General features: G+C 63.5%; 17 protein-coding genes. 8 read left to right on the top strand and 9 right to left on the bottom strand.

All coding sequences use genetic code 11. The features are described 5' to 3' along the window. The first annotated feature begins 4 nt into the window (after positions 1 to 4). The 3 genes from ACZ1JX_RS04720 to ACZ1JX_RS04710 are packed head-to-tail and all read left to right on the top strand — an operon-like array spanning position 5 to position 1,435. Positions 5 to 211, top strand: a complete 207-nt coding sequence (locus ACZ1JX_RS04720) for a hypothetical protein (protein WP_465125623.1) — start codon at positions 5 to 7, stop codon at positions 209 to 211. Between the two features lie 4 nt (positions 212 to 215). Further along, positions 216 to 680 (top strand): transcriptional regulator NrdR, encoded by a 465-nt coding sequence (gene nrdR, locus ACZ1JX_RS04715; RefSeq protein ID WP_465125622.1) that lies wholly within the window; start codon positions 216 to 218, stop codon positions 678 to 680. Continuing rightward, on the top strand, positions 677 to 1,435 hold the full coding sequence (locus ACZ1JX_RS04710) for an RNA methyltransferase (protein WP_465125621.1): 759 nt from the start codon (positions 677 to 679) through the stop codon (positions 1,433 to 1,435). The genes nrdR and ACZ1JX_RS04710 overlap by 4 nt, the downstream gene beginning before the upstream one ends. Before the next feature lie 4 nt (positions 1,436 to 1,439). Here the strand turns inward: ACZ1JX_RS04710 and ACZ1JX_RS04705 are convergent, their stop codons facing one another. After that, complete coding sequence (locus ACZ1JX_RS04705) at positions 1,440 to 1,745, bottom strand: chorismate mutase (protein WP_465125620.1); 306 nt, start codon at positions 1,743 to 1,745, stop codon at positions 1,440 to 1,442. A gap of 204 nt (positions 1,746 to 1,949) precedes the next feature. Here ACZ1JX_RS04705 and rpsD point away from each other — a divergent pair, with 204 nt between their 5' ends. Next, positions 1,950 to 2,561: a 30S ribosomal protein S4 gene (rpsD, locus tag ACZ1JX_RS04700; protein WP_465125619.1), complete on the top strand. Its 612-nt coding sequence runs from the start codon at positions 1,950 to 1,952 to the stop codon at positions 2,559 to 2,561. 147 nt (positions 2,562 to 2,708) lie between these two features. Beyond that, positions 2,709 to 2,906: a hypothetical protein gene (locus ACZ1JX_RS04695; RefSeq protein WP_465125618.1), complete on the top strand. Its 198-nt coding sequence runs from the start codon at positions 2,709 to 2,711 to the stop codon at positions 2,904 to 2,906. On the opposite strand, the gene tgt is transcribed toward ACZ1JX_RS04695, so the two are convergent. Further along, the gene (gene tgt / locus ACZ1JX_RS04690; RefSeq protein ID WP_465125617.1) at positions 2,903 to 4,027 is read right to left on the bottom strand and encodes a tRNA guanosine(34) transglycosylase Tgt; all 1,125 of its coding nucleotides are present in this window, start codon (positions 4,025 to 4,027) and stop codon (positions 2,903 to 2,905) included. The genes ACZ1JX_RS04695 and tgt overlap by 4 nt on opposite strands. A gap of 62 nt (positions 4,028 to 4,089) precedes the next feature. Between tgt and ACZ1JX_RS04685 the strand changes: the two genes are divergently transcribed. Next, a complete protein-coding gene (locus tag ACZ1JX_RS04685) occupies positions 4,090 to 4,872 on the top strand; it encodes a TSUP family transporter (protein ID WP_465125616.1) in 783 nt (260 codons plus the stop codon). On the opposite strand, the gene ACZ1JX_RS04680 is transcribed toward ACZ1JX_RS04685, so the two are convergent. The 6 genes from ACZ1JX_RS04680 to ACZ1JX_RS04655 form a co-directional block, all read right to left on the bottom strand. Continuing rightward, entirely contained in the window at positions 4,869 to 6,059 is a 1,191-nt protein-coding gene (locus tag ACZ1JX_RS04680; protein ID WP_465125615.1) for a cytochrome P450, read from the bottom strand. The two genes, ACZ1JX_RS04685 and ACZ1JX_RS04680, sit on opposite strands and share 4 nt — an antisense overlap. A 61-nt stretch (positions 6,060 to 6,120) precedes the next feature. Next, positions 6,121 to 7,161: a tRNA preQ1(34) S-adenosylmethionine ribosyltransferase-isomerase QueA gene (queA, locus tag ACZ1JX_RS04675; RefSeq protein ID WP_465125614.1), complete on the bottom strand. Its 1,041-nt coding sequence runs from the start codon at positions 7,159 to 7,161 to the stop codon at positions 6,121 to 6,123. A 40-nt stretch (positions 7,162 to 7,201) separates the two neighbouring features. Continuing rightward, positions 7,202 to 7,882 (bottom strand): peptidylprolyl isomerase, encoded by a 681-nt coding sequence (locus ACZ1JX_RS04670; protein WP_465125613.1) that lies wholly within the window; start codon positions 7,880 to 7,882, stop codon positions 7,202 to 7,204. 94 nt (positions 7,883 to 7,976) lie between these two features. Continuing rightward, positions 7,977 to 8,489, bottom strand: coding sequence for a pantetheine-phosphate adenylyltransferase (coaD, locus tag ACZ1JX_RS04665; RefSeq protein WP_465125612.1), 513 nt, complete (start codon positions 8,487 to 8,489; stop codon positions 7,977 to 7,979). Then, positions 8,489 to 9,388 carry a polyprenyl synthetase family protein gene (locus tag ACZ1JX_RS04660; RefSeq protein ID WP_465125611.1) on the bottom strand — a complete coding sequence of 300 codons (900 nt, stop codon included), beginning with the start codon at positions 9,386 to 9,388 and terminating at the stop codon, positions 8,489 to 8,491. Before ACZ1JX_RS04660 ends, coaD begins: the two co-directional genes overlap by 1 nt. A gap of 11 nt (positions 9,389 to 9,399) precedes the next feature. Further along, positions 9,400 to 9,651 (bottom strand): exodeoxyribonuclease VII small subunit, encoded by a 252-nt coding sequence (locus tag ACZ1JX_RS04655; protein ID WP_144901267.1) that lies wholly within the window; start codon positions 9,649 to 9,651, stop codon positions 9,400 to 9,402. Positions 9,652 to 9,722: 71 nt separating this feature from the next. Between ACZ1JX_RS04655 and ACZ1JX_RS04650 the strand changes: the two genes are divergently transcribed. Together ACZ1JX_RS04650 and purL are read left to right on the top strand one after the other, a co-directional pair. Then, complete coding sequence (locus ACZ1JX_RS04650) at positions 9,723 to 10,118, top strand: DUF2177 family protein (RefSeq protein WP_465125610.1); 396 nt, start codon at positions 9,723 to 9,725, stop codon at positions 10,116 to 10,118. Between the two features lie 59 nt (positions 10,119 to 10,177). Next, the gene (gene purL, locus ACZ1JX_RS04645) at positions 10,178 to 12,337 is read left to right on the top strand and encodes a phosphoribosylformylglycinamidine synthase subunit PurL (RefSeq protein ID WP_465125609.1); all 2,160 of its coding nucleotides are present in this window, start codon (positions 10,178 to 10,180) and stop codon (positions 12,335 to 12,337) included. A gap of 56 nt (positions 12,338 to 12,393) precedes the next feature. Here the strand turns inward: purL and ACZ1JX_RS04640 are convergent, their stop codons facing one another. Beyond that, positions 12,394 to 13,200 (bottom strand): Coq4 family protein, encoded by an 807-nt coding sequence (locus ACZ1JX_RS04640; protein ID WP_465126356.1) that lies wholly within the window; start codon positions 13,198 to 13,200, stop codon positions 12,394 to 12,396. Positions 13,201 to 13,276: the final 76 nt, after the last annotated feature.

Below are 13,276 nucleotides of genomic sequence, written 5' to 3'. Positions count from 1 at the left end.
GACCATGAACAACCAGGACGATATCGCCGCCCGCGCCAAGGAAGAGATCTCCGGCATGGCAAAGCAGGGCCTCGCCCACCCGTCGACCAAGCCGGTGCTGACCGGCGCGGCGATCGGTGCGGTGGCAGGCGTACTCCTCCCGGTTGTTTCTCTGCCGCTCGGACTTGCCGTCGGCGCAGGCTTCGCCTTCTGGCAGCGGATCAAGCGCTGACAGCATGAGATGCCCGTTCTGCGCCCACGACAATAGCCAGGTAAAGGACAGCCGGCCGAGCGAGGACAACACCTCGATCCGTCGGCGCCGTCAGTGCGAAGGCTGTGGCGCGCGGTTCACCACGTTCGAGCGTGTCCAGTTGCGCGAAGTCGTCGTGGTCAAGAGCGGTGAGCGCCGCGAACCGTTCGACCGCTCCAAGATCGAGCAGTCGGTCGCCCTGGCGTGCCGCAAACGCCCAGTCTCTCAGGAACGGCTTGATCAGCTTGTGTCCGGCATCCAGCGCCAGATCGAGACCATGGGCGATGCCGAAGTGCCGTCCAAGATGATCGGTGAAATGGTCATGGAGGGCCTGCGCCAGCTCGACAGCGTCGCCTACATTCGCTTCGCCAGTGTCTACCGCGATTTCACCGAAGCGCGTGACTTCGAGGAGTTTGCCTCCAGCGTCCAGGAAATGAGCGGTCTGACGTGAGCGAAGCCGACAATGCCCAGCGCCAGCCGGTAATCGTGCTGGTACGCCCGCAACTGGGCGAAAACATCGGCAAGGCAGCGCGCGCCATGCTCAACTTCGGGCTTACCGAGATGCGACTGGTCTCGCCACGTGATGGCTGGCCCAATCCGTCGGCAGGACCTGCCGCAGCCGGGGCCGACATCGTCCTCGAAAAGGCGCAGGTCTTCGATACCCTTGCCGAGGCTGTCGGCGACTGCAGCCATGTCTATGCCACCACCGTGCGCAAGCGCGGCGTGACCAAGCCCGTGCTGACGCCTGAACAGGCCGCCAAGGACATCATCGTCGCACCCGGCCGCAGCGCGATCATCTTCGGCCCTGAACGGTCGGGCCTCGAGACCGATGACGTAGCCCTGGCGCGCGCGATCATCACCGTTCCGATCAATCCGGAATTCGGCTCGCTGAACCTTGCTCAGGCGGTGATCCTGTGCGCCTATGAATGGTCGAAGCATGTCGACCTCGTGCAGCCCACGGTCGAGGATCTCCTGCCGCCCGCGCCGCAGGAAGAGTTCGAAGGCATGTTCGAACAGCTCTGCACCATGCTCGAGCCGCGCGGTTACTTTGAACCCGAAGCTCGCGCCGCAGCCACCCGCCGCACCTTGCGCACCATGCTGACCAAGCCGGGCTGGAACCATCTGGAAGTGCGCACGATGCGTGGCGTGTTGAGCGCGCTGCGCCGCAAGCCGGGATCGAAGCCCGGCGACGAACCGCGCAACTGATCTGCTATTCGTTGATCGCGCGATTGCCGCGCTGGGCCTGCATCGCTTCAGATGCATCGAGCAGCCGGTCCCAGAAGTCGGTCACCAGCCCGACGGGGATGCCGAGTTCGAACGCCCTGCGGCGAATCACCGAAAGCTGCGCCTTGCGGTCTTCCTCGTCCCCGAGGCCACTCCCATCAACCGCATCGCGCGACATGCCAAACCGTTGGGAAAGCAGGGCAAGTATCTGCAGGTCGATCGCCTCCACGCCGCTGGAAAGGCTTTCCAGCGGCTCGCATTGCTCAGGACGAGGCGGCCTCTCGTGCATCATTGGCGATAGCACTCCAGTTTCGTCCGCCTGTCTATGGCCGGTGCCCTTGACAAAGCCCTAATTGTCTGTTCTTGGCCGCGCTTCGCAATTGGCCTCGCACTCCCGGTGAAGCGGTGGCCGCATTCTGCAATTGGCAGAGTGGTGCGGGTCCGGGACTTGAAGCATCGGTGAGTTGCCGGTGCAATGCAGATTGAAAGGCAGCGCATGTCCAAGCGCAAGGCATCAAAGTACAAAATTGACCGTCGTCTCGGCGAGAACATCTGGGGCCGTCCCAAGTCGTCGGTGAACCGCCGCTCGTATGGCCCCGGCCAGCACGGCCAGCGCCGCAAGAGCAAGGTCTCGGACTTCGGCATTCAGCTCCGCGCCAAGCAGAAGCTCAAGGGCTACTATGGCGACGTGACCGAAAAGCAGTTCAAGCGCACCTATCAGGAAGCGGCGAAGATGAAGGGCGATACCGGTCAGAACCTGATCGGCCTGCTCGAGCAGCGCCTCGACATGGTCGTGTACCGCGCCAAGTTCGCACCGACCATCTTCTCGGCCCGTCAGGTCGTTTCGCACGGTCACATTTACGTCAACGGCGTGAAGTGCAACATCGCCTCGCGTCGCGTTCGCCCCGGCGACGTGATCAGCCTCGGCAAGAAGGCCAAGGAAATGGCCTTGATCGCCGAAGCACAGACCCTGCCCGAGCGTGAAGTTCCTGACTACGTTGCCGCCGACGGCGACAAGGTCACCTTCACCCGCGTGCCGACGCTCGACGAAGTGCCCTATCCGGTGAAGATGGAACCGAACCTGGTCGTCGAATTCTATTCGCGCTGATCGGTTTCCGACCACTGCAGATCAAGGAAGAGGCGGGGCGCAAGCCCCGCCTTTTTCGCATTCGCAAACAAGGCGTTACGTTTCGTTCTCGCGCCAAAATCTCGACCTTGTCAGGGAACCGACACACGACATGGCCATTGGGAGGGCATGTCCCTCTATCGCTTCGTCACCCCGCACCGCACCGGCAAATGGTATCCCGATCTCCTCACCGCGCAGCGGCAGGCCTTCGCCATCGGCGCAGGCTTTTTTGATGAGCGGACCGGCATGTTCTACGCCTACAAGGACACCCGGCTGGAAACGCAGGTGCAGGTCATACCGTCAGATGTGGGTCCTGTCGCAGCCTAGCGCGCGAAGTAATCCCGCCGGAAATCGGCTGCAAACGCGGCGAACCGGCCTTCGCTGATAGCCGCGCGCATTCCTGCCATCAGTTGCTGGTAGAACCACAGGTTGTGCTCGGTCAGCAGCATCGCGCCGAGCATCTCACCTGACTTGTGCAGGTGGTGCAGATAGGCGCGGCTGTACTTGGTGCAGGTCGGACACGGGCACCGTTCGTCCAGCGGCCCGGTATCCTCGGCGTGGCGGGCATTGCGCATGTTGAGCGGGCCGTTCCAGGTGAAGGCCTGCCCGTTGCGCCCGGAGCGGGTCGGCAACACGCAGTCGAACATGTCGACCCCGCGCTCCACCGCGCCGACAAGATCATCAGGCTTGCCCACACCCATCAGATAGCGCGGACGGTCCGCAGGCAACTGCTGTGGCGCAAAGTCGAGCGTGGCGAACATCGCCTCCTGCCCTTCCCCCACGGCAAGGCCGCCAATGGCATAACCATCGAAGCCGATCTCGGTCAGGGCGTCAGCGCTATACCTGCGCAGGCCCTCATCCAGAGCGCCCTGCTGGATACCGAACAGCGCCGAGCGTTCGGCATGTTCACCGCCAGCATCGAAAGCGTCGCGGCTGCGCCTTGCCCAGCGCATCGACATTTCCATCGACTTGGCAATCACGTCACGCGGCTGGTCCGCACGGGGGCATTCGTCGAAGCACATGACGATGTCCGACCCGAGCAGGCGCTGGATTTCCATCGAACGTTCGGGGCTGAGCAGGTGGCGCGACCCGTCAAGGTGGCTGGCGAAGGTCACGCCTTCCTCGGTGATCTTCCGAAGGTCGGACAGGCTCATCACCTGATAGCCGCCACTGTCCGTCAGGATCGGTCGGTCCCACCCGCCGAACTTGTGAAGGCCCCCCAGACGCGCCACGCGCTCTGCACCGGGGCGCAGCATCAGGTGGTAGGTGTTGCCAAGAATGATGTCGGCACCGCTTGCGCGGACGTCCTCCATCTTCATCGCCTTGACCGTCGCCGCCGTGCCCACCGGCATGAAGGCAGGCGTGCGTATGTCCCCGCGCATCATGCGGATCGTGCCGGTGCGCGCCTTTCCGTCGGTGGCATGGATGTCGAAGGCGAAACGGGTCATTGTGCGGCAATCTCGGCAAAAAGAGTGTTGCGGCCCTTAGGCGCAATCGCCAAAGCGCGCAAATGCCAGACCTGCTGATGATTGACCCCGTGAACCTCGATCTGTGGTTCTATCCGGCGCTGACCTGCGTCGCGGTCCTTTCGGGCTTCATCGATGCGGTGGCAGGCGGCGGCGGACTGGTGATGATGCCGGTCCTGCTTTCCACCCCCCTGCCCCCGCACGTGGTTCTGGGCACCAACAAGATCCAGTCGATGTGCGGTACCTCGATGGCCACTTGGCGCTATCACAAGGCCGGGCTGTTCAGCTTCCGCAAGAGCGCGCCGACGGCTGCCATGGTCTTCGTCGGCGCGCTCAGCGGATCACTGGCGATTCAGCACCTTAGTGCCGACGTGCTGAAGCTGGTCGTCCCCGTGCTGCTGATCGCAGTTGCGCTCTACACAGTGCTTTCGCCGGGCATGACCGACGAGGACCGCCATGGCCACCTGTCCGAGCGCGGCTACATGCCGGTCGGCGCAGGCGTGGCATTCTACGACGGCTTCTTCGGCCCCGGCGCCGGCCAGTTCTTTGCGACCACGCTCGTCGGCCTGCGCGGCATGGGGCTGACACGGGCCACGGGCCTGACCAAATACCTCAACGTTACGAGCAACATAGCCAGCGTCATCGTCTTCACCATCGGCGGGCAGGCGATGTGGATACTGGGGTTGTGCATGGGAGCAGGCGCGATGACGGGAGCGTGGATCGGCTCGCATTACGCCACCAAGTTCGGCGCCAAGGTAATCCGCCCGCTGCTCGTGGTGGTGAGCATCGGGCTGACCGTGCGGTTGGTCTGGGGCTGGTTTTCCTAGGTATTCCAAACCAGTGGCAGCGCGGTGCAGGCGCCGACGTTGCCGCCCTTCATCGTCACGGGCTTGTCAGGATCGAGCCTGACTTCCGGCATGCCTGACAGCCACTCCTCGAGGAACACGATCACTTCCATGCGGGCGAGGCCTGCCCCGACGCAGCGATGTGCGCCGACACCCATCGTGGTGTGGCGGATCGGGGTCAGGCCGCGGTCGAAGCGGACCTCTTCGGGAGCAGAAAAGCTTTTGGGATCAAGGTTATGCAGCACACTGGGGAGGTAAACGAGGTCACCGGTGCGAATGGTGACACCATCGATTTGGATATCTCCAACTGCATTGCGACTCACGGCAACTGTCGGGTATCTCCGCATCAACTCATCGGCAACTCCGGGCAACTCTCGGGGGTTATCGCGCATCCATTTCTGGTCGTCGGGATGCCTCGCCAGATGCAGCGCGACCATCCCGATCATCGCCGCAACCGTATCGAGTCCCCCGAACAGAAGATTGCGGCACATCCTGCGCGCCTCGTCCTCGGTCCATGGCCGGCCGTCGACTGGCTCTGAAAGAATGCGGCTGAACAGGTCGTCGCCCGGCTCGGCCATGCGTTTCTGGATGAAGGGCCAGAGGTAGTCGTCTGCCGCCTGCTTGAGTTGCTCCACCGTCATCGAGCCGTCCGGACGCGTGAGTTGAACGCCCAGCTGTCGGAGGCGTGGGCGGTCTTCGAGGGGGACGTCGATCAGGGTGAGGAAGATGTTGAGGGGCAGGATTTCCGCGAAGTCGCTACAGAAATCGCATTTTCCTAGCGGGCGCAGGCCCTGGATCAGTTCGCGCGCGACTTCGCGGACCTTCGGTTCGAGCGCGACGACGAAGCGCGAGGCGAGGCCTTTCATTACCGGGGTGCGGAAAGCCTTGTGCTCTGCGCCGTCCTGCTGGAGCGGGATGAACTGCATGACTTCGCCGAGGCCGGGGGTGACGGCAAGGCATTGATTGGAAAGCCGTTCGGCATCGCCCCACAGTTCGCGCACCACATCACCGCGCGCAGCGATCCAGTGCCCGCCGTTGGCGGTCGTCCAGACCAGCCCCGGCCCATCGAGCAGGGTCTTCCACGCCGCGAAGTAGTCGCTCTCGACGCCCGGCGGATTGAAGATGTCGAAGTCGACCACGCGGTCGGCCGGAACGTGTGCCGGTATCATGCCCTGCTCCCAGATCTGTTTGGGGGAAGCTACCCGGCGCAGGCCAGACCGAAACTGCGCTTTATGGCAGGAGCAGGCTTGAATCGCCGTAGGAGTAGAAGCGGTAGCCTTGTGCGATGGCGTGGGCGTAGGCCGCCTGCATGCGATCAAGGCCCATCAGTGCCGAGACCAGCATGAACAGAGTCGACTTGGGCAGGTGGAAGTTGGTCATCAACCCGTCGATGGCGCGGAAGGTGTAACCCGGCGTGATGAAGATCGCAGTGTCGCCTTCGAAGGGGCGAATCACCCAATTTCCATCAGCGTCGTCGCCTGCTGCGCTTTCCAGGAGACGCAGCGAGGTGGTTCCGACCGCGATAACGCGATTGCCGGCGGCACGTGCGGCGTTGAGACGGTCTGCTGTCGCAGCGCCGATCGTGCCCCATTCGGCGTGCATCTGGTGGTCCTGGGTGTCCTCGGCCTTGACCGGCAGGAACGTACCCGCGCCAACATGCAAGGTGAGCGTCTCGGTCCGGATGCCACGCGCGGCGATGGCTTCCATCAGGCGCGGAGTGAAGTGCAGCGCGGCCGTGGGCGCCGCGACTGCGCCATCCTTGGCGGCGAACATGGTCTGATAGTCTTCGCGGTCCTGCTCGTCGGTCGGCCGCTTGCCCGCTATATAGGGCGGCAGCGGCATCTGTCCGGCACGCTCCAGCAGGACCTCTACGGGTTCCTCGCCCGGAAAGAACAGCGTCCAGCTGCCATCGGCAAGACGGCCCTCGGCATGGGCGGTGACGCCCGCGCCGAAGCGGATCTCGTCGCCTTCACGCAGGCGCTTGCCGTTTCGAACGAAGGCCTGCCAGCGGCGCAAGTCGATGCGCTTGTGCAGCGTCGCGCCGATGCGCGCCTCGCCGCGTTGGCCTTCAAGTTGGGCCGGAATGACACGGGTGTCGTTGAACACCAGAACGTCGCCCGGATTGAGCAACGAAGGAAGATCAAGAACCGTAAGGTCGCGGAACGGCCCATCGCTTCCCACGCCAAGCAGCCGCGCCGAATCACGCGGCCTTGCTGGACGCAGGGCGATGTTTTCCTGGGGAAGTTCGAAATCGAAGAGGTCTACGCGCATGACTGCGCCCTAGCCGCAAAAGCGGCGAGGTTCGACCCCTTCAGTTTGACGAAGAGTTGCTGAGCATGTCTGCGGTGATGGCCTTGGCAGCGGCAGGCGCTTCCATGGCCGGCACCGGCTTGTTGTCAGCCGCGATCGACGCCTGCACGATCTTGGTCGGGTTCTGCGGCGGTTCTCCGCGCACCACCGCATCGACATAGTCCATGCCCGCGATCACGCGGCCGAAGTTCGTGTACTTGTGATCCAACGCGAAGCGGGGGTAGAACACGATGAAGAATTGGCTGTTCGCGGTGTTGGGCTCGTTGGTGCGGGCCATCGAAACCGATCCGCGCACATGCGGCACGGCGTTGAACTCCGCCGTCAGGTCAGGAAGCGGCGAACCGCCCTGCCCCGTACCCGTCGGGTCTCCGGTCTGCGCCATGAAGCCATCAATCACGCGGTGAAAAATGACGCCGTTGTAAAAGCCCTGGCGTGCCAGCGTCTTAATCCGCTCGACATGCGCGGGCGCCCAATCCGGCACGAGCCGGATCGCCACGCGACCACCGTTCGAGAGGTCGAGGTAAAGGATGTTCTCGCGATCGACCGACTGATCGGCGTTCACGGCGTAGTTCAGCACCTTGGGAGCGGGGGCCGCAGCCTCGTCCTTCTTGTCCTTCGCCACGGCGGGCGACACGATCAGGGCAGCGCCGAGCGCAAAGGCGGTTAGAAAGCGCGAAACCATGGAAATGTCGAACTCCGGATAAACTTGATCGCCGATAGGCGTCTCGCGCTGTCGCTGCAATGAACGATTGCCACTGTGTGTCAGCAACGCCTGCTCAATAATCGCCCAGTCTGCCTATCTTCTCCACCCGCGCGGCCACTTCGTTGCGAATCGCAGGGGTGACGAAATCGGCAATTTCGCCGCCGAACAGCGCAATTTCCTTGACGAGCTTCGAGGCAATCGGCTGCAGGCTGACATCGGCCATGAGGAACACGGTCTCGATCTCGGCATCGAGCTTCTGGTTCATCCCGGCCATCTGATATTCGTATTCGAAATCGGCCACAGCACGCAGGCCGCGCACGATCACGCTGGCGCCCTGCGCACGCGCGAACTTCATCAGCAGTGCGTTGAAGCCGACGACTTCGACATTGTCGATGCCTTGGTCAGCCACTTCGCGCACGACCATCGCCATGCGCTCTTCGGGCGTGAACATGGGGTTCTTCGAAGGGTTGGTGGTCACGCCGATGATCAGCTTGTCGACCAGCTTGGCGCCACGCCGGATGATGTCGAGGTGGCCGAGCGTGATCGGGTCAAACGTGCCCGGATAGACGCCGATGCGCTGTGCCATCAGTGGTTCCTCTCGACAATAAAGCGCGCCAACTCGCGGAGCAGGTCGGCCTCTGGGCCGTAGCTGGCCAGAAGTTCGATGGCTTGATCGATGAGCATTCTGGCCTGCTCGCGCGCGCGTTCGGGGCCGAGCAAGGAAAGGAAGGTTTCCTTGCCCTGAGCCTCGTCCTTGCGCAGCGCCTTTCCGGCAGCCGCCTCATCACCTTCAGCGTCAAGCAGGTCGTCGGCAATCTGGAAGGCAAGGCCGATATCGCGCGCATAACCCCGCAGATGCGTGCGGCCCTCGGGCGGCACTTTGCCGAGAATCGCGCCCATTTCGACCGATGCCGAAAGGAGCGCGCCGGTCTTTAGCTGCTGCAGACGCGTGACGGTAGGCAGATCGAAGCTGGAGGTTTCGGCGACGATGTCCATCATCTGCCCGCCGCACATGCCGTTCATGCCGCTGGCCGTAGCGAGCGTGCGGATCAGTTCGATGCGGGTGAACGGATCGCCGCTGGTGGCCGGATCGGACAGGATCTCGAACGCGAAATCGTGCAGCGCGTCGCCTGCGAGCACTGCCGCGGCATCGTCGAAGGCAAGATGCACCGTCGGCTTGCCGTGGCGCAGCGCATCGTTGTCCATGCAGGGCAGATCATCGTGGATCAGCGAATAGACGTGGATTGCCTCTATCGCAGTGCCGACCCGCACCGCCGCTTCGCGTGACACGCCGAACAGGGCGGCGGTGGCGCAGACCAACAACGGGCGAACCCGCTTGCCGCCGCCGATGGTGGCATAGCGCATGGCATTGACCAATCGGTCACGCGGATCACCGGGGACCGGCAGGAGCAGGTCAAAGCTCTTGTCGATATCCTCGGCAATGGCCTTGAGCGCGGGCTTCAGCAGGCCGGTTTCCGTTGCCATGACTGCCCCGTTCAACCCTGCGCTTCGTCAAAGGCGCGCAAGGCCTGCGGCTTGCCGTCGCGATCGGCCACGATCGCCTCGATTCGCGCCTGCGCTGCATCGAGCCGTGCCTGACAATGCGCCCGCAGCGCATCGCCGCGAGCGTAAAGATCGATCGATTCATCGAGCGGTGCGTCACCGCTTTCGAGCCGGCGCACGACGTTTTCGAGTTCCTTGAGCGCCTCTTCGAAGCTGAGGCTGGCGATTTCAGGTCCGGTTCCCATAGGGGCAGCATTGACGGGGCGTTGGCGCGTGGTCAAGCTTCGATGAACAGCAATCCGGGAGACCAAGCGCCATGCAATACGTGATCGCCTATGTAGCGGCCGCCGTCGTGTTCGGCGCGCTTGATGCCGTCTGGCTCGGCTGGGCTGGGTCCAAGCTCTACCGGCCTGCGCTGGGAGACTTGCTGGCGCCGCAGTTCCGCGCAGCTCCGGCGCTGGTGTTCTACGTGCTCTATCTGGCCGGGATGCTGTGGTTTGCCGTGCGCCCGGGCCTGTCGCAAGGGCTTGGTGCAGCGGCGCTCAACGGTGCGGTGCTCGGTGCGATGTGCTACATGACCTACGACCTGACGAGTCAGGCCGTGCTGGCGCGCTGGCCGGTGCACGTGACTGTGATCGACGTGATCTGGGGAACGTTCGCGACGACCGTGGCCGCAACAGTTGCGACATGGGTGGCGCTGAAGTTTGGTTGACCGGCAAGTTCGCCTGACAGGACTAGCCTAAGGCGCGCCACATCGCTAAGGCGCGCGCCATGTCCGAAATCACGCCAGATGTCGTCGCCGCCCATGGGCTGTCCGAGGAAGAATACCAGCGCGTTCTGAACGCTCTGGGGCGCGAGCCGAACCTTGTCGAGCTCGGCATCTTCTCGGTCATGTGGTCGGAGCACTGCTCGTACAAGTCGAGCCGCATCCACCTCAAGAAGCTGCCGACTTCGGCGCCTTGGGTGATCTGCGGCCCCGGCGAGAACGCGGGCGTGATCGACATCGGCGATGGGCAGGCGGCCATCTTCAAGATGGAAAGCCACAACCACCCTTCGTACATCGAACCCTATCAGGGCGCGGCGACGGGCGTTGGCGGCATCCTGCGCGACGTGTTCACGATGGGCGCGCGTCCGGTGGCTAACATGAACGCGCTGCGCTTCGGCCGCCCGGATCATCCCAAGATGAAGCACCTCGTGCAGGGCGTCGTCGCGGGCATTGGCGGCTATGGCAACTGCGTCGGCGTGCCGACGGTGGGTGGCGAGACCAACTTCCACAAGGCCTATGACGGCAACATCCTCGTCAACGCGATGACCGTGGGCGTGGCCGATACCGACAAGATCTTCTATTCGGCCGCTACGGGCCTCGGCAATCCGATCGTCTATGTCGGCTCCAAGACCGGGCGCGATGGCATCCACGGCGCGACCATGGCCTCGGCCGACTTCGATGAGAAATCCGACGAGAAGCGCCCGACCGTGCAGGTTGGCGATCCCTTCACGGAGAAGCTGCTGATCGAGGCCTGCCTCGAACTGATGGCAACCGATGCGATCGTGGCGATCCAGGACATGGGCGCGGCGGGCCTGACCTCCTCGTCAGTCGAAATGGCGACCAACGGCAAGGCCGGCATCATCCTCGACATGGACAAGGTGCCGTGCCGCGAAGAGGGCATGACGCCTTACGAGATGATGCTTTCGGAAAGCCAGGAGCGCATGCTCATGGTGCTCAAGCCCGGCAAGGAAGCCATGGCCGAAGCCATCTTCCGCAAGTGGGAGCTGGACTTTGCCGTGATCGGCGAAGTGACCGACACCGGCCACATGGTGCTGAAGTTCAAGGGCGAGACGGTCTGCGATATTCCGCTCGGGCCTCTCGCCGAAGACGCACCGCTCTATGACCGCCCTGCCCTGTCGCTTGCCGACTACAAGGCCTGGGCGAATGTTGCGCCGCTGGGTTCGGTGCCGGAAAGCGCAGACATTGGCGCGGACCTCGTCAAGTTGATCGGCTGCCCGGACCTCGCCAATCGTCGCTGGATCTTCGAGCAGTACGATTCGCAGGTTGGCGCGGACACGTTGCAGAAGTCTGGCGGCGATGCTGCCGTGGTGCGCATCCATGGGTCGAAGAAGGCGCTGGCGCTCAGCACCGACTGCACCCCGCGCTATTGCTATGCCGATCCTTACGAAGGCGGCAAGCAGGCCGTGGCCGAAACCTGGCGCAACATTTGCGCCGTGGGCGCGCGGCCGCTGGCAATCACCAATTGCCTCAACTTCGCCAACCCGCAGCGCCCCGAAATCATGGCTCAGATCGTCCAGGCCCTGAACGGCATGGGCGATGCCTGCCGCGCGCTGGATTACCCGATCGTGTCGGGCAACGTCTCGCTCTACAACGAATCGAAGGCAACGGGCGGCGGTTCGGCGATCCTGCCCACACCTGCGATCGGCGGCGTCGGGCTGATGCTCGATCACGAAGTGATGACCACGGTTGCGTTCAATAACGAAGGCGACGTGATCTGGCTGGTGGGCGGAGAAGGTTCGCACCTTGGCCAGTCGCTCTACCTGCGCGAAATCCACGGACGCGAAGATGGCGATGCGCCGTCGGTCGATCTGGCGGTTGAGCGCAGGAATGGTGAGCAGGTCCGCGAATGGATCGCGGCGGGCAAGCTGACCGCAGTTCACGACGTTTCGGATGGTGGCCTGCTCGTGGCGCTGACCGAGATGGCGCTGGCCGGCAGCAAGGGCTGCGCGCTTGACGTTGCGCTCACCACGGCCTCGGCATTCGGCGAGGACCAGTCGCGCTATGTCGTGACGACAAAGGCGGGTGAAATGCTTGAGGGTGCGATGCGTCTCGGCACGGTTGGCGGCTCGCAGGTTGCAGGCGTCGAGCTTGCAGCCCTGCGCGAAGCCAACGAGGCATTCTTCCGCGACTGGATGGAAGGCTGAGTCTGCCCGGCTGACCTTTGCGCCCCCGCGAAGGCGGGGGCGCGAGGTTTATGACGTCAGGCCGCGAGCTTGGCCGCGTTCTTTCCGAGCAGATCATAGGGATCGATGCCCATGCCCTGCCAGATCGCGTGCGCTTCCTTGTAGCGCACCGCGGGCGTGATGTTCAGGCGGGCGCGGACTTCTTCGATGGGCAGCGGCAGCAGTTCGGTGATCGCCTGTTCGCACAGGCGCGGGCAAGCCTTGCCGAGGCGCTGGCCTTCACGAACCGCACGTAGCACCGGGGCGCTGCGCCTGGTCTGCTTGTTGATGTTCATGCCGGCGAGGTAGCCGATGAACAGATGCGCCGGGGATGGCTGCTGGCTGTAGGTAAAGGCGAGAACGCAAGCCTCGCCCAGCGCATCGCGGCCATAGCCAGTCAGCACGTGCAACATGTCGTGCACGTCGCGCATGCGGTTGAGGTACCAGAGGAACTGGTCTTCAAAACGTTCGCGCTTTGCGGCGAAGCGGTCGAACTCGTCGACCAGCCCTTGCGCGGTCAGGCCCTCGCGTTCCATGAAATCGCAGTAGGCGTTGGCGAGCGAGCCCTTTGGCGTGCGGCGCAGGGCTTCGTGATCGTCGAGAATCGCCGGGAGGTAGGGCTCGCTTGCCCGCAAGGCCTGCCCGCGCTCGCAGCGCAGGAAAGCCTCGGCCCGGCCGCGCAAGTTGCGCCATGGAAGAGCCTCGAAGATGTAGAACACCTCCTCGGTATTTTCCTTGTCCTTCAGGAGGTTCTGGAAATGATGCCACGCCTTGAGCGGCTGCATCCGCATTTCGGGACGCCGCTCGTCATAGATGGGCAGGTCAGCACTCAACGCGCCGGTCATGGCATTCACGGCGTTTCTCCCGGTTGTCTTGTTCGCGGCATACTAACAGCACTGTAAATAGATCGTCAATTGCCCG

It is taken from the genome of Novosphingobium sp. BL-A-41-Hi4A-0G, assembly GCF_055521735.1.
The sequence above is the reverse complement of the archived record's forward strand: the minus strand, read 5'-3'. Positions and strand labels throughout refer to the sequence as shown.